This is a genomic window from Acidovorax sp. (genome assembly GCF_016783915.1).
GTDB lineage: Bacteria > Pseudomonadota > Gammaproteobacteria > Burkholderiales > Burkholderiaceae_C > Acidovorax.
This window is the reverse complement of record NZ_JADHVT010000075.1, coordinates 1-20,969: the sequence shown is the minus strand read 5'-3', so window position 1 is coordinate 20,969 and position 20,969 is coordinate 1. Positions and strand designations below refer to the sequence as shown.

Here is a 20,969-nt window from a genome sequence, read left to right as displayed (position 1 = left end):
TATGGTCTGCAGCAGTGAAGCGATCAAAGCCTCTGGGCCGAGACGTTCGCAGGGATCGTGTCGATGGATGGTAGTTGGATGGAAATTTTTTGGCTTGCAATCGAATACGGCCAAAAATAGTTATATAATTTGAGGCTTGCTGATAAGCGCTAACGGAAACGTTAGAGAAATCAGAAAATGCGGGAATAGCTCAGTTGGTAGAGCGCAACCTTGCCAAGGTTGAGGTCGAGAGTTCGAGACTCTTTTCCCGCTCCATATTTGAAAAGGGAAGCTTAGGCTTCCCTTTTTTCTTGGTGGTTTGGAGCGTGCTGTTGTCAAACAGCGGTCCCGACCAGAGATGCGACAGGGCATTGCGCGCACGCGCTGCCCGGGTTACGCTGCAACGCACAGGTATGCGCTCAGCAGCCGGCGCCCCGATGGTGAAATTGGTAGACACTGCGGACTTAAAATCCGCCGCTTTCCTGAAAAGGGGCGTGCCGGTTCGACCCCGGCTCGGGGCACCACTACGATTCAATCATGTCAAGTTACAACGCTCCTTTCGAAATCCACGTCCACGGACAGGTTCTCTTGCGTGCTGATGTCAGTTTTGATCAGCTCCAAGAGGCGCTCAAACCCCTGTGGAAATATGCCGGAGCCCGCTCGCTGGCCGATGGCGCGGCCAGCGCCTATGAGGAAGAGCCCGGCATCAAGTACGACGCGCAGGAACACTTGCTGCAGATGTGCTGGACGGTGCGTGGTGACGAGGATTTCCGCCAGTCGCTCGACGAGATGTGCATGAGCCTCAATGAGCTGGCCGAGCAAGGGGCTGCGATCGAGGTCACTTTCTACGACACCGACTTTGATGAAGACGAAGAAGAGCAGGGCACCGAGTCGCGCGATGACTTTGTGATGCTTTTCGTGGGCCCCACGCCCGCTGCCATCATGCAGGTGCAGCGTGATCTGCTGGTGCAAGACGTGGTGAACATGATGGAGCGCCACTTTGATGGCGCCGAGCTGGGCGGCGTGGTCGCTGAGATCGACAAGCTGTTCAGCCAGCGTTTTGATGCCTTGGTGAACTCGCTGGAGATCGGCAAGCCCCCGCGTGGTCCTGGGGGCCCAGGTGGTGGTCACGGCGGTGGTGGTGGGCGTCGTCCGCGCCACTTGCACTGATCTGCGTGGGCGTGTTGCGCTGAGTGTTGGCGCAAGCCATGCTGCGCATCTCCCGTAGAGCTCTCCCAGGCATTGGGCAAATTCTCCAAGCGCGTCGATGCCCTTTTGCGGTCGCACCGCCCCTTGTCCTGCCTGCCGCTGCCGTATTGCCCATGAGCACTGATCTTCCGTATCTGCGTTCTTACCCCGCTTCGTTGCAGGACCAGGCGCGCGATCTGCTGGGAAAGGGAAAGCTCGGAGCAGTGCTGCAGCGCAAGTATCCGCAGGCGCACGCCGTGCGCAGTGACAGGGCGCTCTACGACTATGCGCTGGAGCTCAAGGCACGCTACCTGCGCAATGCGGGCACGGTCAACAAGGTGCTGTTCGACAACAAGATCCATGTGGTGCGCCACGCGCTGGGTTTGCACACGGCAGTGTCGCGCGTGCAGGGCAACCGGCTGGCAGCCAAACATGAGATTCGCATTGCCGCGATGTTCAAGCAGGCGCCCGAAGAGTTCCTGCGCATGATCGTTGTCCACGAGCTGGCCCACCTGCGCGAGAAGGACCACGACAAAGCCTTCTACCAGCTCTGCACCCACATGGAGCCGCAGTACCACCAGTACGAGTTCGACCTGCGCCTGTACCTCACCCACGTGGAGCAGGCGGGCACCCGGCTATGGGGCAGCGGCGCGTCCTGAAGACTCAGAGCCGTCACGCCCAGTTGCTTCATAAATGATAGCAGCTGGCGCATATGGATCATGCGCCAGAAGCAGATAGAGGCTGAATCAGGGAACTGAAACGCTCCGGCACTGGCTGGGGGGCAGGTCCAACCAGCGTTGGGCTGCTGCCTCCAGCATGGCCACCGGGCCCGTGGTGAGCAGTTGCACCGACGGGTTGCCATTGAGGGGCGGCGGTTGATCGCCCGGGTTCGATGGCTCGGGCACAGCGAGCAGGCCTGCGGCCTCCAGCACCCGCCGCGTCTGGCGCGCCACGGGTACTCCAGTTTCAATGAACTGAACGTCGGGACCCACCAGCGCCCGCAACTCGTGGGCCACAAAGATGTAGTGGGTGCAGCCCAGCACCAGGGTGTCCATCTGCCCTGGGCCTGTACCAAAACTACCCATGGCCTGGAGATAACGTTCGCATAGCGCCCCAGTCTCCGTGGCATCGACGGGGCTGCCGAGGGCGGTGACTGGCAGTGCCACGCTGCGCTCAATGGCGTGCGCCAGACCATCGCAAGGCTGCACCACGAAATGGGCTTGATCGGCCAGTGAGGTCATGAGCTTGCCGAACTTGGCACTGGTCAGCGTGCCCCTGGTGCCGATGACACCCACATGCCCTGTTCGGGTCACCGCCAGCGCGGGCTTGATGGCGGGCTCTAGGCCCACCAGGGGCAACTCCGGATGGCTGCTGCGCACCTCATGAATGGCCGCCGCGGTGGCCGTGTTGCAGGCCACCACCAGGGCCTTGATGTGGTGCTGCTCGCACAGGTACTGGGTGATGGCATGGGTGCGGGCGGCCACATAGGCGTCGCCACGCTCGCCGTAGGGGGCGTTGGCGCTGTCGGCCAGGTACACGAAGCGCTCGTGGGGCATCGCAGCCAGCAGGGCACGCAACACGCTCAGCCCGCCGACGCCGCTGTCAAACACACCGATAGGAGAAGAGGCCAGCGGCATCAGGGAGCCCATGGTTGGACAAAAGGCTGGATTGTAGGAAAACCGCAGCGGCAGGCTGTGTGCGCTGCGTTCTGTTGTGGAATGAGCGAAAGCGTGGGCTGCGCGATGAAGTCTGGTGCTGCGCCGTGACCGGCGACGCTATGGAGCACGTGGGACGGATGGGTCAGCGCGCGGGCGCTTTGGCCTTGCCAGTATCACCGGCCGCCGGCGCTTCTGCGACTTTCGGGTGCGACAGCAGGTAGTAGCGTTTGACCACAGCCGTTTGCCCGTCTTTGCCGCCTGCGACCTGCTCGCGGCTGATGCCGACCAGCACGCCGGTGGCCTGGTGGAGTTGCGCTGCGAACGCGCACAAGTACCACGCGGCCTCTTCGCTCGCCAATTGCGCAGTGTCAGCCTGCAGGATGTCGATGCCGTGCTCGCGCCCGTAGAGGCGAGTCTGTGCGCTGCCGGTGGCAAACGACTTGCGCTTCGGGTCTTTCAGGTCCGGGTCGTTCCAGGTGCGCTCCACGGCCGTCCATTCCCAGCGCCGGTCTTCCGGCCACCAAGTGCCCAGCAATTCGGCGTCAAACACTGTGCGCTTGCCGCCACGGATCACGGTGAAGGTCTTGGCAAAAAAGTCCAGCGTGCGAGAGCTGCTGCCAGCCAGGTGCTGGCTGTTGAGCAGCCGCTGGCGTTCGATGTGCGAGGTCAGGCTGGCGTCCAGCAGGGCCGCATCGCGGGCAGGCAGTGTGCCGCCAAAGGCGGTCTGCGCATCGCGCTGCGGGACCATGGGCGGGTTGGCGCTGGCGGACAGGGGCAGGGTGCCGATCAGGGTTGCCAGCAGCAAGGCGCGCGGTATATGTCGCAGGGGCTGCGCAAACCAATGGTCCAAAAGCATGGTGGGTGCGGCAAATGCCGGCGTGATGTGGAGTGATCTGGGTGGGTATTTTTGCCGAACCGAGGGCTCCGATGGATGCAGAGCAGCCACAAAAAAACCGCCCGAAGGCGGTTTGTGTCATTGCGCTTTGCGGCGGTTGGCGCTGGGCAGGCTCAGCACCAACCCATGCATCAGGCCGCTGCTACGCCGATGCCCTTGAACTCGCCCGAGGCGATGCGCTTTTGCCATTCGGCCGGGCCCGTGATGTGGGCGCTGGTGCCGCCGGCATCCACGGCCACGGTCACAGGCATGTCCACCACGTCGAACTCATATATGGCTTCCATGCCCAGGTCTTCAAAGCCCACGACCTTCGCGGTCTTGATGGCCTTGGAGACGAGGTAGGCGGCGCCGCCCACGGCCATCAGGTAGGCGCTCTGGTGCTTCTTGATGGCCTCGATGGCGACGGGGCCGCGCTCGGCCTTGCCCACCATGGCAATCAGGCCGGTCTGGGCCAGCATCATCTCGGTGAAACCATCCATGCGCGTGGCGGTGGTGGGGCCGGCGGGGCCCACGGCTTCGCCCTTCACGGGGTCCACAGGGCCCACGTAGTAGATGACTCTGTTGGTGAAGTCCACGGGAAGCTTCTCGCCCTTGGCCAGCATGTCCTGGATGCGCTTGTGAGCGGCATCACGGCCGGTCAGCATCTTGCCGTTGAGCAGCAGCGTATCGCCGGGTTTCCAGCTGGCCACTTCCTCCTTGGTCAGCGTATCGAGGTTGACCTTCTTGCTCTTGTTGTAGTCAGGCGCCCAGTTCACGTTGGGCCACAGGTCCAGGCTGGGGGGCGTGAGGTACACGGGGCCCGAGCCGTCCATCACGAAGTGCGCGTGGCGTGTGGCGGCGCAGTTCGGGATCATTGCGATGGGCTTGCTGGCCGCGTGCGTGGGGTACATCTTGATCTTGACGTCCAGCACCGTGGTCAGGCCGCCCAGGCCTTGGGCGCCAATGCCCAGCGCGTTGACCTTTTCAAACAGCTCCAGGCGCAGCTCTTCGACCTTGTCGAGTGCGGGGCCGCCGGTCTTGGCGGCTTCGGCCTTGGCCTGCAGTTCGTACATGTCCAGGTCGTCCATCAGGCTTTCCTTGGCCATGAGCACGGCCTTTTCGGCCGTACCGCCAATGCCGATGCCCAGCATGCCGGGCGGGCACCAGCCGGCGCCCATGGTAGGCACAGTCTTGAGCACCCAGTCCACCACGTTGTCGCCGGGGTTGAGCATGTACATCTTGGACTTGTTCTCCGAGCCGCCGCCCTTGGCCGCCACGGTGATGTCCACGGTGTTGCCGGGCACGATCTCGGTGAAGATCACGGCAGGGGTGTTGTCCTTGGTGTTCTTGCGGGCGAACTGCGGATCGGCCACGACCGAGGCGCGCAGCGTGTTGTCGGGGTGGTTGTAGCCCCGGCGCACGCCTTCGTTGATGGCGTCGTCCAGGCTGCCCGTGAAGCCTTCCCAGCGCACGTCCATGCCGACTTTCAGGAACACGTTGACGATGCCGGTGTCCTGGCAGATGGGGCGCTGGCCGGTGGCGCTCATCTTGCTGTTGGTCAGGATCTGGGCGATCGCGTCCTTGGCCGCCGGGCTCTTTTCGCGCTCGTAGGCGCGGGCCAGGTGGGCAATGTAGTCGGTGGGGTGGTAGTAACTGATGTACTGCAGCGCGCCGGCAATGGATTCGATCAGGTCTTCTTGGCGAATGGTCGTCGTGGTCATGGCGGTGGGGTTTTAGGGAAAACGCGAACCCCGAATTATCTCCCGGCGGGCTTGCGCGGGCCTGTCAGGGGCGATGGGGAGTGGTAGCGCGCCATGGCCTTCGGTGGGTATGCTGCGGGCTGGTGTTTCATTCATTCCCATCCGCTCACCGAGCGCGCAAGGCCCCACCGTGAAGACCTCTACCCCCGACGCGACCGCATACCGTACCGAAAAAGACACCTTCGGCCCCATCGATGTGCCTGCCCAGCGCCTGTGGGGGGCGCAGACACAGCGCTCGCTGCACCACTTCGCCATCTCGGGCGAGCGCATGGCGCCGGAGCTGATCCGGGCGCTGGCCCAGGTCAAGCGGGCCAGTGCCTATGTGAACAACGCGTTGGGCCTGCTCGATGCGGCCAAGACCACGGCCATCGTGGCGGCGGCAGACGAGGTGATCGAAGGCGGTCACCTGCAGGAGTTTCCGCTGGTGGTGTGGCAGACCGGATCGGGCACGCAGACCAACATGAACATGAACGAGGTGCTGGCCAACCGGGCGAGCGAGCTGCTGGGTGGCCCGCGCGGCGAAGCGCGACTGGTGCACCCCAACGACGAGGTGAACAAGAGCCAGTCGAGCAACGACGTGTTCCCCACCGCCATGCACCTGGCCGCGGTGGACGCGCTGATGCACCGCCTGCTGCCCGCGCTGCACGGCCTGCGCACCACGCTGGCGGCCAAGGCGAAGGCGTTTGACGGCATCGTGAAGATCGGCCGCACGCACCTGCAAGACGCCACCCCCCTCACGCTGGGCCAGGAGATCTCGGGCTGGGTGGCGCAGCTGCAGCATGCCGAGCAGCATGTGCGCGCCGCGCTGCCCCATTTGGGCGAGCTGGCCTTGGGTGGCACGGCGGTGGGCACGGGGCTCAATGCGCCCGCCGGTTATGCGCAGGCCGTGGCCAAGGAGCTGGCGGACCTGACCGGCCTGCCGTTGGTCACCGCACCCAACAAGTTCGAGGCCCTGGCCAGTTGTGATGCGCTGGTGCATGCCCATGGCGCGCTCAAGACCCTGGCGGCCAGCCTGATGAAGATTGCCAACGACGTGCGCTGGCTGGCCAGCGGCCCGCGCAGCGGGCTGGGCGAGATCACCATCCCCGAGAACGAGCCGGGCTCATCCATCATGCCGGGCAAGGTCAACCCCACGCAGTGCGAGGCGCTGACCATGCTGTGCGCGCAGGTGCTGGGCAACGACGTGGCCATCAACATCGGCGGGGCCTCGGGCAACTTCGAGCTGAACGTGTTCCGCCCGATGGTGATCCACAACTTCTTGCAGAGCGTGCGCTTGCTGGCCGATGGCATGGCCAGCTTCAACGAGCACTGCGCCGTGGGCATCGAGCCCAACCAGGCGCGCATCAACGACCTGGTGGAGCAGTCGCTGATGCTGGTGACGGCACTCAACCCCCATATCGGCTACGACAAGGCCGCCTTCATTGCCAAGAAGGCGCACAAGGAGGGCACCAGCCTGCGCGCCGCTGCCGTGGCCTCGGGGCATGTGACGGGCGAGCAGTTTGACCAGTGGGTGGTGCCTGCGCAGATGGTGGGGCGCTGAGTCTGCAGGGCTGTTTGGGGGGGGGTACCGTGGCGTTTTTGAGCCAAATGCGCAGGTAGCGCTAGTGCTACATGCCTGAGTAGCTATTAAATTGATAGTTATCGGCCCCAGGGGTGTGTCGCTGGCAGCCTGCCCGTCAGGCCACTGGCGGGCCCTCGTGGTTGGGGTCCAGCGCAAAACCTACGCCATACACCGAGCGGATCCAGTCGCTGCCGTCTGTGCTGGCGGCCTTGAGCTTTTTGCGCAGGTTCTTGATGTGGCTGTCGATGGCGCGCTCGTTCACGTCCAGCGTGTCGTCATAGGCCTGGTCCAGCAGCTGGGCCCGCGAGAAGATGCGCCCCTTCTGGCGCGCCAGCACCTGCAGCAATTTGAACTCGCGCCGCGTGAGGCCCAGCGGTGTGCCATGCAGCGTGGCCTGCCAGTGCGACTCGTCCAGCATCAATGCGACAAGCGGTGTGCTGGCGGAGGAAGCCTCCTGCGCTGCAGCGGTGCGGCGCAGCACGGCCTTGACACGGGCCACTACCTCGCGCGGCGAAAACGGCTTGCAGATGTAGTCGTCCGCGCCCAGCTCCAGCCCGATGAGGCGGTCCACCTCTTCCACCCTGGCGGTAAGCATGATGATGGGGTGCTGCGTGTGGCGCCGCGCCTGGCGCAATATCTCCAGTCCGTCGATGCCGGGCAGCATGATGTCCAGCAGCGTGAGGTCGGGCGGCGTGGTAAGCATGCTCGCCAGCGCGGCGCGGCCCTCGGCCTGGTGCTCCACCGCATAGCCCGCGTGGCGAAGGTAGTCCACCACGATGGCGGCGATGTCGGGTTCGTCTTCGACGACAAGGATGCGTGGGCTCATGGTGCCGGGTTGTCCAGAAGGGGCAGGTTCAGTGTGATGCGCAGCCCGCCCAGGGGCGATGCCTCGGCCATCAGCGTGCCGCCGTGGGCGAGCACGATGGCGCGGCAGATCGCCAGGCCCAGGCCTGATCCGCCGTGGTCGCGGTTGCGCGAGGTTTCAGCGCGGTACAGGCGCTCAAAGATACGGGGCAGCTCGTGCGCGGGCACGCCGGGCGCGCTGTCGTCCAGCTGCACCTGCAGCTGGGGGGCTCCATCGGCCGGTGGCAGCAGGCGCGCCGCAATGCGCAGCAGGCCGCCCGCGTCGGTGTAGCGCAGGCTGTTTTCCAGCAGGTTCAAAAACACCTGGTGCAGCTGCTGCGCGTCGCCGCGCACCAGGGGGGCCGGCTGGGCGGCGCCTTGTGCGGCCAGGGCGTTCAGGCCGCTGGTGTCCACATCGATGCCCGCCTGCGCCAAGCGCGGGCGCATGGAGGCCAGCGCCTCGGCCAGCAGCGACAGCGGGTGCACGGGCACCTGGGCCGAGGGTGCGCTGGTGCCCACCGCATCCAGGCTGGCGCGCAGGTCGCCCACCAGCTGGATCAGGCGCATCACCTGCCGGTGCAGGCGCAGCGCGGTCTTGTCGTCAAAGGGGCGGATGCCGTCCTGCACGGCCTCGATCTCGGCGCGCATGGCGGCCAGGGGCGTGCGCAGCTCGTGGGCCACGTCGCCCAGCCATTGGCGGCGGCTGGCTTCGATGCTGCCCAGTTGTTCGGCCATGGTGTTGAAGGTTCGGGCCAGCTGGGCCAGTTCGTCATTGCCGTGCACGGGCACGCGGGTGTGCAGGTGGCCCTGCGCAATGCCGCGTGCGCCGGTGGCCAGGGCCTCGACCGGCGCCAGCCAGCGCCGTGCCAGCCAGCCCGACAGGACCAGCGCCAGCGCCAGGCCGACCAGGCCCGTCCACGCCACAAAGCCCAGGTGCTGGGCCAGAAAGGCCTGGTCGGCCTCGCTGCGCACGCCCTGCGGGGGCGCCAGCACCAGGTGCCCGATGGTCTGGCCGCCGGCGCCACGCAACGCCAGGCGTGCGCCCCCCGGCTGGGGCGGTGTGCCTGCGACCAGCTGATCTTGTGCATCGAGCAGGCCCAGGCGGGGGTAGATGTCATCCGGGTGGCGCTGGGGTGGCGCTGGGCCCCGGTCCAGGGGCCGCAGGTCGCCGGGTGGGGGTGGGGGCGGGCTGTTGCCAAGGTCAGCGCCACGGCCACTGTCACTGGCATTGGAAGGAGGGGGGTTGGCCGTGCCAGGAGGCTCCGACGGGAGGCCGGGCGGCGAGCCGCTGGGGGGGCGGGCGCCACCCGGCCCGCGTGGACCGCCGCCCGGGTGGGTCAGCCGTCCCCACAGGGACGACTGCCCGCGCAGGCTGTCCCAGCCGCCTGCCTGGGTGTGGTGGGCCTGCAGGCGCTCGGCCAGCCAGTCCATGCGGGTCAGCTCGATCTCGGCCACATACGGCCCCAGGCCCCGCTGCAGGCCCAGGCGCGAGAACCCCACAAAGATCAGCAACAAAGCCAGCAGCAGGGCGGCCAGGGCGATGAAGGCTTTGCGGTGCAGCGTCAGATGGGGCACGGAGACGAGGGAGCGCAGGGGCGGCATGGTGGGTCAGCGGGCGGGGGGCGGGCCACCTGCGCCGGGGCCACCAGGCCCGCCAGCGGGCATGGCCACCAGGGTGCCGTCCATTGTGCGGCAAGTGCCTGCGAGGCTCTTGCCGTCGGGCATGGTCAGCGTGACGGAGGCGCCTTCGGTCTTGCCCTTGCAGGCGGCGTATGCCTCGGGCGGCGGGCCGGGCGGCGTGCCGCGGGATGGCTGGGCGTGGCTGGGGAACGCTGCGGCGATGGATGCCAGGGCCAGTGCGGCAAAAAGGGTGTGGATCTTGAACATCGGGCGTCTTTCTGGAGATCGAAACAACAGGGTGAATGGAAGAAACGAGGGGCTCAGACTGCGATCGAAATCGTGATGCTGGCCGAGTAGCCGCCACCGGTGTTGGCCTGCATGGTGGTCATCTCCAGCGTGGTGCCATCGCTGAAGACGTTGTCCGTGGCAAACGACATGGAGGCCAGGTTGCGCACGCTGGCGCTGTAGCCCGAATTGCTGCTGTAGATGCTGCTGAGCAGTGCGGTGGGGAACGTCAGTTGCGTGGTCTTGATCTTGTTGGCGGCCTTGGTGGCCGATGCCAGCGTGGGGTAGATCTCCAGGTGCATGTGCGGCATGCGGCCCGCATAGCAGCCCGGAACGATGGTGGTGAAGGTCACGGTGCCGTTGGCGTCCGTGGCCTGCACGCCGCGCAGGTAGTTGTCGGCGATGTTGTTGGAGGTGTAGACCGAGTAGTTGCCGTCTTGCGTGCAGTGCCACAGGTAGATGGCGTAGCCCGATAGCGCAGCGCAACTGGCACTGGTGTTGGTCAGCGTGATGGTGATGGACAGCGGCACGCCGCTGACCTGGGTGGACGAACCCACTGAACTGCGGATGTCCGAGCGCACGATGCCGCTGAGCGCGAGCACGTTGTAGGTGTTGTTGCTGGCCGTGGAGCCGTCGGCAGGGTAGGGCCCTGCAGTCTCTTCGGGGACGACGGAGCAGGTAGTGGTTGTGCCTGTTCCGGTGCCAGTGCCCGATCCGGTACCGCTGCCGGTGCCAGACCCGGAGTCCGTGCCGCTGCCAGAGTCGGTGCTGTCACTGCCGCCGCCGCAGCCCCACAGGGTGGCGACGCCCAGGGAGCCCAGGGCACTGAGTGCCAGGCGGCGGCTGGTGGCCGTGTTTTTGGAGGTGGCAGCGGTCTCGGCGGGTGCCGATGCGGTAGCGGTGGTTGGGGACAGAGGGGGCATGAATTTCTCCTTCGGATGGGTCTGCACCGCACTGTGCCTACCGATTGAGGAGAAATCTGGGAGCGCCCCTGGCGCCGTGTGCTGACGGTGTGTTTACTTCGAATTTGATAGCTGCCGGTGCATATGCAGCCGGCGCTACCGGCATTTTTTGACTGAATTTTTTGAGCCCGGGGCTCCCGCAGCGGTGCTGGGGGCCCAGGAGCCAGCGCAGTGCTCAGTGCTTGTCGGACGAGTGCGACATCAGCCGGTCGGTCAGCGCAATCGCCAGGGCGCTGAGCAGGAACACCACATGGATGATGGTCTGCCACATCAGCACCTTGAGGTCGTAGTTGGCGGCGTTGATGAAGGTCTTGAGCAGGTGGATGGAGCTGATGCCGATGATGGCGGTGGCCAGCTTGACCTTGAGCACCGAGGCGTTCACATGGCTCAGCCACTCGGGCTGGTCGGGGTGGTCTTCGAGGTGCAGGCGCGAGACAAAGGTCTCGTAGCCGCCCACGATCACCATGATCAGCAGGTTGGAGATCATCACCACGTCGATCAGCGCCAGCACCACCAGCATGATGATGGTCTCGTTGAGCGCGGTGACCTGGAAATCACTCTTGTAGCCAATGCTGGACACCAGGCTCTGCAGGGCCGCCGTGTTGCCAAAGGCGGCTTCGATCAGGTGCACCAGCTCCACCCAGAAATGGAACACGTACACCGCCTGCGCCAGGATCAGGCCCAGGTACAGCGGCAGTTGCAGCCACCGGCTGGCGAAGATCATCGAAGGCAGGGGGCGCAGCGGCGCTGGGGGCTTGTGTTGGGGAGAGGACATGGCACTCGCAAAGGGTTGCAGGAGGCGCGATTTTAGGGGGCCATCATGTCCCTGCGATGGCAGGTGGGTCCGCGCAGCCTGTGCTGGGGCCGTTTGCGACAGGCGGGCCGCGATGGCGTACTCTGTAAGCTTCGCGCCAGTCAGTGGCCTGTAAGTGCCGCGCCCGACAGTACCGCCCAATTCCAATTCCCATTAGATCCAGGAGACAACACCATGAGTGCGCCCACATCCGCCATCGAGTCCGTGCTGGTTGAGAACCGTGTGTTCCCGCCGTCGGACGCCATCGTCAAAGCCGCGCGCGTGTCCGGCATGGCCGGGTATGAAGCACTGTGTGCCGAGGCCGAGAAGGACTTTGAGGGCTTCTGGGCGCGTCAGGCGCAGGGCAACCTGCAGTGGACCAAGCCTTTCACCCGCACGCTGGACGAGTCCAACGCGCCGTTCTTCCAGTGGTTTGCCGATGGCGAACTCAACGCATCGGCCAACTGCCTCGATCGCCACATTGGCACTGCTACCGAGAACAAGACGGCCATCATCTTTGAAGCGGACGATGGTACCGTCACCAAGATCACCTACAAGGAACTGCTGGCCCGAGTGAGCCAGTTTGCCAATGCGCTCAAGGCCCACGGCGTGGCCAAGGGCGACCGCGTGCTGATCTACATGCCCATGACCATCGAGGGCGTGATCGCCATGCAGGCCTGCGCCCGCATTGGTGCCACGCACAGCGTGGTGTTCGGCGGCTTCAGTGCCAAGGCCGTGCACGAGCGCATCATCGATGCCGGTGCCGTGGCCGTCATCACTGCCAACTACCAGATGCGTGGCGGCAAGGAGCTGCCGCTCAAGTCCATCATCGATGAAGCCCTGGCCATGGGCGGCTGCGACACCATCCGCAATGTGTTTGTCTATCAGCGCACAGCCACGGCCTGCAACATGGTGGCCGGGCGCGACAAGACCTTTGCCGAAGCACTGGCGGGACAAAGCACCGAATGCGCCCCCGTGGCTGTGGGGGCTGAGCACCCGCTGTTCATCCTCTACACCAGCGGCTCCACCGGCAAGCCCAAGGGCGTGCAGCACAGCACCGGCGGCTACCTTCTGTGGGCCAAGATGACCATGGACTGGACGTTTGACCTGCGTGCGGACGATGTGTTCTGGTGCACGGCCGACATCGGCTGGATCACAGGCCACACCTATGTGGCCTACGGCCCGCTGGCGGCAGGCGCCACGCAGATCATTTTTGAAGGCATTCCCACCTTCCCGAACGCGGGCCGCTTCTGGCAAATGATCGAGCGCCACAAGTGCACCATTTTCTACACCGCCCCCACGGCCATTCGCTCGCTCATCAAGGCGGCCGAAGCTGACGAGGCGGTCCACCCCGCGCGCTCTGACCTGTCGAGCCTGCGCATCCTGGGCAGCGTGGGCGAGCCCATCAACCCCGAAGCCTGGATGTGGTACCACAAGAACGTGGGCGGAGAGCGCTGCCCCATCGTGGACACCTTCTGGCAGACCGAAACGGGCGGCCATGTCATCACCCCGCTGCCTGGCGCCACGCCGCTGGTGCCCGGAAGCTGCACGTTGCCTTTGCCGGGCATCACCGCCGCCATCGTGGACGAAATGGGCAACGACGTACCCAACGGCGCCGGTGGCATCCTGGTCATCAAGCGCCCCTGGCCCAGCATGATCCGCACCATCTGGAACGACCCCGAGCGTTTCAAGAAGAGCTACTTCCCCGAAGAACTCAAGGGCTACTACCTGGCAGGCGACGGTGCGGTGCGCAGTGCCGACCGGGGCTACTTCCGCATCACCGGCCGCATCGACGACGTGCTGAACGTGTCGGGCCACCGCATGGGCACGATGGAGATCGAATCGGCCTTGGTGTCCAAGACCGACCTGGTGGCCGAAGCCGCCGTGGTGGGCCGCCCTGACGACGTGACCGGCGAGGCCATCTGCGCGTTTGTGGTGCTCAAGCGTTCGCGCCCCACGGGCGAAGAAGCCAAGCAGATCGCCAACGAGCTGCGCAACTGGGTGGCCAAGGAAATCGGCCCTATTGCCAAGCCCAAGGACATCCGCTTTGGCGACAACCTGCCCAAGACCCGCAGCGGCAAGATCATGCGCCGCCTGCTGCGCAGCATTGCCAAGGGCGAGGCCATCACGCAGGACACGTCGACACTGGAGAATCCGGCAATCCTGGATCAATTGTCCCAGACGAACTGATCGTGGAAGGCCCCATCCGCATGGGGCTTGCTCACGCGATGAGCCCGCAGCGGGGTTGTAGGACGTGATCTCCAATCACTCCCGCGCAGCGAGTGATCGCCTGTGTATGCGTTACAACGGCAGCACTGCGTGACCGGTCATCTTGGCCGGGCACCGCTGACCGGAGATTTCCCATGCACTTGCGTTCCATCGTTCTTCTTCTGACCGTGCTGGTCATTGCCACACTCGCCGCATTGAACTGGCCCGCGCTGGCCGCCCCTTCCCTGGTATCGCTGGGGGTGGTGTCATTTGAAGCGCCGCTCGGGCTGCTCATGCTGGCGCTTACCGCCTTGTTGGGCATCTTCTTCGTGGCCTACGTGTTGTCGCTGCAGGGCTCAGTACTGCTCGAAACCCGCCGCCACACCAAAGAGATGCAGGCACAGCGCGAGCTGGCTGACAAGGCTGAGGCGTCCCGCTTCACGGAGCTGCGTACTTTCATGGAGACCCAGCACAGTCAGGCCCATGCGGCCGTTCTGGCGCGGCTGGACCATCTGGAAGCCCGCCTTGCTACCCGGGCCGATGAGTCAGACAACACAACGGCAGCCTATGTGGGCCAGCTGGAGCAACAGCTGCGCTCCCGCAATTCATTGGTGACCCCCATCGTGTAGGGCGCCAATGGGCGCTGGTCCTTACAGGCGCAGGTACCGTCTGCGCACTCAGGGGTCACGGTCGTTGTCCGCGACCACAAAAAAAGCCGCGTCACTGATCGTGCGCGGCTTTTTGTGCTGAGCGGGCCGGAGTGGTAGGACCCCGGGCCACCACAGGGGCAGCAAATTACTTTTGCGTCAGCACCCAGGCTGCCAGCTTCTTGGCTTCGGCGTCGTTCACCTGCGCATTGGCGGGCATAGGCACAGGGCCCCACACGCCAGAGCCGCCCTTGATGATCTTGGCAGCCAGCTTGTCCACGGCGTCCTTCTGGCCAGCATATTTGGCTGCGACTTCCTTGTAGGCAGGCCCCACCAGTTTCTTGTCCACCGCATGGCAAGCCATGCAGTTCTTGGAGGTGGCCAAGGCCAGGTCAGCCATGGCGGGTGCCGCAACCGACAGCGTCAAGGCGAGAGTGATCAGGGAACGCTTCATGGTGGGAATTCCTGTGGTTGAGTTACAGTGCTTTTAATGCGATTGTAGTGACTTGGGTTGACATGCAGTTGTCCCTGGTCAATCCCGCTTTTCGCGGCAATATTTGGAGAGAGCGATGTATCTGCTGGGTCTGTCCCTTCTCATGCTGGCACTGAAGTATTTCGAGATCGGCCCCGTGGCCACATGGTCGTGGTGGTGGGTGTTGGCGCCCTTCGGGGCCACAGCGCTGTGGTGGGCCTGGGCCGATTCCACCGGCTACACCAAGCGCAAGGCCATGGAAAAGATGGACCAGCGTAAGAAGGACCGTATCAACAAGCATAAAGAAGCCTTGGGCATTCGCCCGCGCAAGCCGCGTTGAAGCGGGCGCTGGCCTCGCCCGGCAGCGCGCTTTGGTGTTTTGGCGGGGACTTCCGGCTCGTGCTATTTCCCAAAAAAGCCCGCAGCACACGTTGTGCTGCGGGCTTTTTTTGTGTGTGCAGAGGCTGGTACGAGAAGGCCGCTCGAGCGGCCTTCTCGCCTTCGGCCCGTGCTGTGCCGTGATCAATAGGCGTCCAGCACCGCTCCCTTGCTGGCGCTCGATGCATTGAACGCAAACTTGGCCTGTACACCGCGGGTGTAGCGAGGCGCAGGTGCTTTCCAGGCTGCGCGGCGTTTGGCGATTTCATCGTCAGGCACGTTCAGCTCCAGCAGCAGCTGGCGCGCATCGATGGTGATGCTGTCGCCCTCGTTCACGAAAGCGATGGTGCCACCAGCTGCCGCTTCGGGCGCCACGTGGCCCACCACCATGCCCCAGGTGCCGCCGGAGAAGCGGCCGTCGGTGATCAGGCCCACGCTCTCGCCCAGCCCGGCGCCGATGAGCGCGCCGGTGGGCGCCAGCATCTCTGGCATGCCGGGGCCGCCCTTGGGGCCCAGGTAGCGCAGCACCATCACGTCCCCTGCCTTGATCTTGCCGGCCAGGATGGCTTCCAGCGCCGATTGTTCGTCGTCAAACACGCGGGCCGGTCCGGTGATGACCGGGTTCTTCAGGCCCGTGATCTTGGCCACGGCGCCTTCGGGGCTCAGGTTGCCCTTCAGGATGGCCAGATGGCCCTGGGCGTACATAGGCTTGTCGATGGGGCGGATCACGTCCTGGTCGGCGCGCGGCTGGTCCGGCACGTCCTTGAGCACTTCGGCAATCGTCTTGCCTTCGATGGTGAGGCAGTCACCGTGCAGCAGGCCTGCGTTCAGCAAGATCTTCATGACCTGCGGGATGCCGCCTGCGCGGTGCAGGTCCACCGCCAGATACTTGCCGCTGGGCTTCAAGTCACACAACACAGGGGTCTTCACGCGCACGCGCTCGAAGTCGTCGATGCTCCACTCCACGCCTGCCGCATGGGCAATCGCCAGGAAGTGCAGCACCGCGTTGGTCGAGCCGCCGGTGGCCATGATCACGGCCACAGCGTTCTCGATGGACTTCTTGGTCACGATGTCGCGCGGCTTGATGTCCTTCTTGATGGCCTCGATCAGCACCTTGGCCGATTCCTTGGCCGAGTTCATCTTTTCGTCGTGCGGGTTGGCCATGGTGGACGAATACGGCAGGCTGATGCCCAGGGCCTCGAACGCGCTGCTCATGGTGTTGGCGGTGTACATGCCGCCGCACGAGCCGGTGCCAGGGATGGCGCGCTTCTCGATTTCCTTGAGGTCGAAGTCGCTCAGCTTGCCGGCGGCGTTCTCGCCCACGGCCTCGAACACGCTCACGATGTTCAGGTCCTTGCCCTGGTAGTGGCCGGGCAGAATGGTGCCGCCATAGACATAGATGGCGGGCACGTTGGCGCGCAGCATGCCCATCAGGCCGCCGGGCATGTTCTTGTCGCAGCCGCCCACCACCAGTACGCCATCCATCCACTGGCCGCCCACGCAGGTCTCGATGCAGTCGCTGATGACCTCGCGGCTCACCAGGCTGTACTTCATGCCTTCGGTGCCCATGGCCATGCCGTCGCTGATGGTGGGGGTACCGAATACCTGGGCGTTGCCACCGGCTTCCTCAATGCCCGCGATGGCCGCGTCGGCCAGCTTCTGCAGGCCGCTGTTGCAAGGGGTGATGGTGCTGTGGCCGTTGGCCACGCCGACCATGGGTTTGACGAAGTCACCTTCCTCGTAGCCCATGGCGTAGTACATGGAGCGGTTGGGTGCGCGCGACTTGCCCTGGGTGATGTTGGCGCTGCGGCGATTGATGGGGGCGGAGGGCTTGCTGGAGTCGGTCATCGTGGGGCGTCCTGATCTCGGGGTTGGGGGCTGGAGCGGAATGGATCATTCTGCCAGCGCCGTTGCAGCGCGTGGGGGCTGCCCCCGCAATCCCCAACGCCACCGCCCCGGGCGGGCCTGTGGGGCTGGGCGATAATTGACAGGTTTGCCCCCGGCACGGCTCAAGAGGTTGTCTGCACGGGCGCGCGAGGGGCCTTTATGAGTCCGGCCCGCTTCCCTTCCAGCGATTTTTCAGAAGCCAGCACGATGCCCATCTACCGTTCCAAAACCTCTACCGCCGGTCGCAACATGGCAGGCGCTCGCTCCCTGTGGCGCGCCACCGGCATGAAAGACGATGACTTCAGCAAGCCGATCATCGCGGTGGTCAATTCGTTCACCCAGTTCGTGCCCGGCCACGTGCACCTGAAGGACCTGGGCCAGTTGGTGGCCCGCGAGATCGAAGCCGCTGGCGGCGTGGCCAAGGAGTTCAACACCATTGCCGTGGACGACGGCATTGCCATGGGCCACGACGGCATGCTGTACTCGCTGCCCAGCCGCGACATCATTGCCGACTCGGTCGAGTACATGGTCAACGCGCACTGCGCCGATGCCATGGTCTGCATTTCCAACTGCGACAAGATCACCCCCGGCATGCTGATGGCCGCCATGCGCCTGAACATCCCGGTGATCTTCGTTTCGGGCGGCCCGATGGAAGCTGGCAAGACCCGCCTGGCCAACCCGGTCACCAAGGTCATGGAGTTCAAGAAGCTCGACCTGGTGGACGCCATGGTGATTGCCGCCGACACCAACTACTCCGACGCCGATGTGGCCGAGGTCGAGCGTTCGGCCTGCCCCACCTGCGGTTCGTGCTCGGGCATGTTCACCGCCAACTCCATGAACTGCCTGACCGAGGCGCTGGGCCTGTCGCTGCCTGGCAACGGCACGGTGGTGGCCACCCACGCCGACCGCGAGCAACTGTTCAAGCGCGCAGGCCGCCGCATCGTGGATCTGGCCAAGCAGTACTACGAGCAGGACGACGAACGCGTGCTGCCCCGCTCGGTGGGCTTCAAGGCGTTTGAAAACGCCATGACGCTGGACATCGCCATGGGCGGCTCCACCAACACCATCCTGCACCTGCTGGCGATTGCGAGCGAGGCAGAGATCCCGTTCACCATGGCCGACATCGACCGCCTCTCGCGTGTCGTGCCGCAGCTGTGCAAGGTGGCGCCCAATACCAACAAGTACCACATCGAAGACGTGCACCGTGCAGGCGGCATCATGGCCATCCTGGGCGAGCTGGACCGTGCCGGCAAGCTGCACACCGACGTGCCCACGGTGCACACCGCCACGCTCAAAGATGCGCTGGACCAGTGGGACATCGTGCGCACGCAGGACGACGCCGTGCGCACCTTCTACATGGCAGGCCCCGCAGGTATCCCCACCCAGGTGGCGTTCAGCCAGAACACCCGCTGGCCCAGTCTGGACCTGGACCGCGCCGAGGGCTGCATCCGCTCGTACGACCACGCCTTCAGCAAAGAGGGCGGCCTGGCCGTGCTGACCGGCAACATTGCAGTGGACGGCTGCGTGGTCAAGTCGGCCGGTGTGGACGAAAGCATTCTGGTGTTTGAGGGCACGGCCCATGTCACCGAGTCGCAGGACGAGGCCGTGGCCAACATCCTGGCCGACAAGGTCAAGGCCGGTGACGTGGTCATCGTGCGCTATGAGGGCCCCAAGGGCGGCCCCGGCATGCAGGAGATGCTCTACCCCACGAGCTACATCAAGTCCAAGGGCCTGGGCAAGGCCTGCGCGCTGCTGACGGATGGGCGCTTCTCGGGTGGCACTTCGGGCCTGTCGATCGGTCACTGCTCGCCGGAAGCCGCTGCGGGCGGCGCCATCGGACTGGTGCAAAACGGTGACCGCATCCGCATCGACATTCCCAACCGCACGATCAATGTGTTGGTGAGCGATGAAGAACTGGCCAAGCGCCGCGAAGCCCAGAACGCCAAGGGCTGGAAGCCTGCCCAGCCACGCCCACGCAAGGTGTCGGCCGCGCTCAAGGCTTATGCCAAGCTGGTGATGTCGGCCGACAAGGGCGCCGTGCGCGATTTGTCGCTGCTGGAAGACTGAGGGGCAGCTGCGCAGGGCAAGGCGCCCTGCTGCTACCCGGAAGCCGCGTCTTGACGGTGCGGCTTTTTTGTTTTTGCTTCACTTTTGATAGCTGCCAGTGCATGATCGACTAGCGCTTGAACGGCTTTTTTCCCTTCAAACACTTCGTTGGCGGCTGCAACGGGTTGCGCTGGTGGGCGGGTGGCCGGTGGGCGGTTGCCATGTTGACCGGCGATCACTGCATGGCGCTCCGCGCGTCAGGGCCATCCCTGGCGCGGGCACAATACCCGCCACCATGTTGACCTATCCCCACATCGATCCCGTTGCCTTGCAGATCGGCCCGCTGGCTGTGCACTGGTATGGCCTGACCTATCTCGCGGCCTTTGGCCTGTTCATGCTGCTGGGCATCCGGCGCCTGCGGCACGAGCCGTTTGCCTCCATCACCGGGCCCGGCGCATGGTCGCGCAAGGATGTGGAAGACATCCTCTTCCTGGGGGTGGCGGGTGTGGTCATTGGCGGGCGGCTGGGCTACTGCCTGTTCTACAAGCCGGGCTACTACTTGAGCCATCCGCTGGAGATTTTTGCCGTGTGGCAAGGCGGCATGGCCTTCCATGGCGGGCTGCTGGGCGTGGTGGTTTCCATGCTGTGGTTCGCCCATTCGCGCCAACGCCCCTGGCTGCAGGTGGCCGACTTTGTGGCGCCCTGCGTGCCCACGGGTCTCGCGGCCGGGCGTGTGGGCAACTTCATCAACGGCGAGCTGTGGGGCCGCTTTGCCAGTCCCGATCTGCCCTGGGGCATGGTGTTTGCGCACAGCGGCTCCATGCAGCCGCGCCATCCTTCGCAGGTCTACCAGTTCCTGATGGAAGGGCTGCTGCTGTTCATCCTGCTGTGGCTGTATGCGCGCAAGGAGCGTCGCCCCGGCCAGGTGGCGGCCGCATTCCTGTTCGGCTACGGTGTGTTCCGCTTCATTGCCGAATACTTCCGCGAGCCCGATGCCTTCCTGGGCATCCTGTCGCTGGGCATGAGCATGGGTCAGTGGCTGTGTGTGCCCATGGTCGTTGGTGGCGCAGCGATGTGGCTGTGGGCGCAGCGGCAGCCGGTGGGGGCGTTGGTTTCAAGGTAAAACGGGCGATAGCGCCGGTGTTTCATGCCCGAGCAGCTATCAAATTGGTAGTGATTGGGGCGAGTGGCGGGTAAGCAGGCGGTCAATGCCGCGCATCACCCCGCCGCGCCATCGTCCACATGGCGGCCCCCACGATGAGTGCACCGCCCACCCAGCCCGTGACGCTGAGCTGCTCGCCCAGCCAGAACACTGCAAACAGTGCGCCAAAGGCGGGCTCGCTGCTGGTCAGCAAGCCCACCCGCGTGGGCGAGCTGTGGCGCAGTGCCCAGTTTTGGGCCACAAACGCAAACACGGTGCAGCCTGCCACCAGGTAGACGCAGGCCCACCAGAAGGCGCTGGCTTGGGTGAGCGACGGCAGTGGAGGCAGCTTGCCCGGCAAAGCCAGCGCCAGCAACAGGCAGCCCACCCCAATCACGCCCGACTGCACCGCCGTGAGGGCCAGCACCGGCGCATTGCGGCGACGGGTGAGCCGCGTGGTCTGGCACACGGTGATCGCGCGCAGCACGGCGGCCGCCAGCATCAGGGCGTCGCCCCAACCCCACTGGCCGTTGTACCCCCCGCTGAGCAGGGCTGCGCCGAGCAGCGAGACGGCGGCAAAACCAAACATCGCACGCTCGGGCCGCTGGCGCAGCAGCCACCACTCGGCAAACGGTGTGAACACCACGCACAGGCTGATCAAAAACGC

The 20,969-nt window shown here is 65.0% G+C and carries 19 protein-coding genes and 2 tRNA genes; 10 read left to right on the top strand and 11 right to left on the bottom strand.

Annotation, left to right across the window (positions count from 1 at the left end; genetic code table 11):
• The first annotated feature begins 179 nt into the window (after window positions 1-179).
• The 4 genes from ISS20_RS14440 (at window position 180) to ISS20_RS14425 (ending at window position 1,826) form a co-directional block, all read left to right on the top strand.
• Window positions 180-255, top strand: a tRNA-Gly gene (locus ISS20_RS14440).
• Between the two features lie 155 nt (window positions 256-410).
• A tRNA-Leu gene (locus ISS20_RS14435) sits at window positions 411-503 on the top strand.
• A 13-nt stretch (window positions 504-516) separates the two neighbouring features.
• Window positions 517-1,149, top strand: coding sequence for a DUF6806 family protein (locus ISS20_RS14430; RefSeq protein WP_291437702.1), 633 nt, complete (start codon window positions 517-519; stop codon window positions 1,147-1,149).
• Between the two features lie 152 nt (window positions 1,150-1,301).
• Window positions 1,302-1,826 (top strand): M48 family metallopeptidase, encoded by a 525-nt coding sequence (locus tag ISS20_RS14425; protein ID WP_291437700.1) that lies wholly within the window; start codon window positions 1,302-1,304, stop codon window positions 1,824-1,826.
• Between the two features lie 87 nt (window positions 1,827-1,913).
• Here the strand turns inward: ISS20_RS14425 and murI are convergent, their stop codons facing one another.
• From murI to ISS20_RS14410, 3 genes are all read right to left on the bottom strand, one after another.
• Complete coding sequence (gene murI / locus ISS20_RS14420; protein WP_291437704.1) at window positions 1,914-2,804, bottom strand: glutamate racemase; 891 nt, start codon at window positions 2,802-2,804, stop codon at window positions 1,914-1,916.
• A gap of 163 nt (window positions 2,805-2,967) precedes the next feature.
• Window positions 2,968-3,681: a DUF6882 domain-containing protein gene (locus tag ISS20_RS14415; protein WP_291437698.1), complete on the bottom strand. Its 714-nt coding sequence runs from the start codon at window positions 3,679-3,681 to the stop codon at window positions 2,968-2,970.
• Between the two features lie 170 nt (window positions 3,682-3,851).
• On the bottom strand, window positions 3,852-5,420 hold the full coding sequence (locus tag ISS20_RS14410) for a fumarate hydratase (protein WP_056064470.1): 1,569 nt from the start codon (window positions 5,418-5,420) through the stop codon (window positions 3,852-3,854).
• Window positions 5,421-5,589: 169 nt separating this feature from the next.
• Here ISS20_RS14410 and fumC point away from each other — a divergent pair, with 169 nt between their 5' ends.
• The gene (fumC, locus tag ISS20_RS14405) at window positions 5,590-6,999 is read left to right on the top strand and encodes a class II fumarate hydratase (protein ID WP_291437695.1); all 1,410 of its coding nucleotides are present in this window, start codon (window positions 5,590-5,592) and stop codon (window positions 6,997-6,999) included.
• A gap of 136 nt (window positions 7,000-7,135) precedes the next feature.
• On the opposite strand, the gene ISS20_RS14400 is transcribed toward fumC, so the two are convergent.
• From ISS20_RS14400 to ISS20_RS14380, 5 genes are all read right to left on the bottom strand, one after another.
• Window positions 7,136-7,846, bottom strand: coding sequence for a response regulator (locus ISS20_RS14400; RefSeq protein ID WP_291437693.1), 711 nt, complete (start codon window positions 7,844-7,846; stop codon window positions 7,136-7,138).
• Window positions 7,843-9,465: an ATP-binding protein gene (locus ISS20_RS14395; RefSeq protein WP_291437691.1), complete on the bottom strand. Its 1,623-nt coding sequence runs from the start codon at window positions 9,463-9,465 to the stop codon at window positions 7,843-7,845. Before ISS20_RS14395 ends, ISS20_RS14400 begins: the two co-directional genes overlap by 4 nt.
• Window positions 9,466-9,471: 6 nt before the next feature.
• Window positions 9,472-9,750 (bottom strand): hypothetical protein, encoded by a 279-nt coding sequence (locus tag ISS20_RS14390; protein WP_291437689.1) that lies wholly within the window; start codon window positions 9,748-9,750, stop codon window positions 9,472-9,474.
• A gap of 53 nt (window positions 9,751-9,803) precedes the next feature.
• A complete protein-coding gene (locus ISS20_RS14385; protein WP_291437687.1) occupies window positions 9,804-10,691 on the bottom strand; it encodes an intradiol ring-cleavage dioxygenase in 888 nt (295 codons plus the stop codon).
• Window positions 10,692-10,905: 214 nt separating this feature from the next.
• Window positions 10,906-11,505, bottom strand: coding sequence for a TIGR00645 family protein (locus ISS20_RS14380; RefSeq protein ID WP_192421571.1), 600 nt, complete (start codon window positions 11,503-11,505; stop codon window positions 10,906-10,908).
• Window positions 11,506-11,718: 213 nt separating this feature from the next.
• Here ISS20_RS14380 and acs point away from each other — a divergent pair, with 213 nt between their 5' ends.
• Both acs and ISS20_RS14370 read left to right on the top strand, forming a co-directional pair.
• On the top strand, window positions 11,719-13,713 hold the full coding sequence (gene acs / locus ISS20_RS14375; protein WP_291437684.1) for an acetate--CoA ligase: 1,995 nt from the start codon (window positions 11,719-11,721) through the stop codon (window positions 13,711-13,713).
• Between the two features lie 173 nt (window positions 13,714-13,886).
• Entirely contained in the window at window positions 13,887-14,360 is a 474-nt protein-coding gene (locus ISS20_RS14370; RefSeq protein ID WP_291437682.1) for a LapA family protein, read from the top strand.
• A 166-nt stretch (window positions 14,361-14,526) separates the two neighbouring features.
• Here ISS20_RS14370 and ISS20_RS14365 read toward each other — a convergent pair whose 3' ends face one another.
• Window positions 14,527-14,832 (bottom strand): c-type cytochrome, encoded by a 306-nt coding sequence (locus ISS20_RS14365; protein WP_274112829.1) that lies wholly within the window; start codon window positions 14,830-14,832, stop codon window positions 14,527-14,529.
• A 115-nt stretch (window positions 14,833-14,947) separates the two neighbouring features.
• Between ISS20_RS14365 and ISS20_RS14360 the strand changes: the two genes are divergently transcribed.
• Window positions 14,948-15,190: a TIGR04438 family Trp-rich protein gene (locus ISS20_RS14360; protein WP_291437677.1), complete on the top strand. Its 243-nt coding sequence runs from the start codon at window positions 14,948-14,950 to the stop codon at window positions 15,188-15,190.
• Window positions 15,191-15,372: 182 nt separating this feature from the next.
• Here the strand turns inward: ISS20_RS14360 and ilvD (ISS20_RS14355) are convergent, their stop codons facing one another.
• Complete coding sequence (gene ilvD / locus ISS20_RS14355) at window positions 15,373-17,076, bottom strand: dihydroxy-acid dehydratase (protein WP_291437675.1); 1,704 nt, start codon at window positions 17,074-17,076, stop codon at window positions 15,373-15,375.
• Between the two features lie 246 nt (window positions 17,077-17,322).
• On the opposite strand from ilvD (ISS20_RS14355), the gene ilvD (ISS20_RS14350) reads away from it, so the two are divergent.
• Both ilvD (ISS20_RS14350) and lgt read left to right on the top strand, forming a co-directional pair.
• The gene (ilvD, locus tag ISS20_RS14350; RefSeq protein ID WP_291437673.1) at window positions 17,323-19,182 is read left to right on the top strand and encodes a dihydroxy-acid dehydratase; all 1,860 of its coding nucleotides are present in this window, start codon (window positions 17,323-17,325) and stop codon (window positions 19,180-19,182) included.
• Window positions 19,183-19,456: 274 nt separating this feature from the next.
• Window positions 19,457-20,284 (top strand): prolipoprotein diacylglyceryl transferase, encoded by an 828-nt coding sequence (gene lgt / locus ISS20_RS14345; protein WP_291437671.1) that lies wholly within the window; start codon window positions 19,457-19,459, stop codon window positions 20,282-20,284.
• A gap of 82 nt (window positions 20,285-20,366) precedes the next feature.
• Here the strand turns inward: lgt and ISS20_RS14340 are convergent.
• The coding region (locus ISS20_RS14340) for a DMT family transporter (RefSeq protein ID WP_291437669.1) at window positions 20,367-20,969 on the bottom strand (603 nt) is incomplete at its 5' end.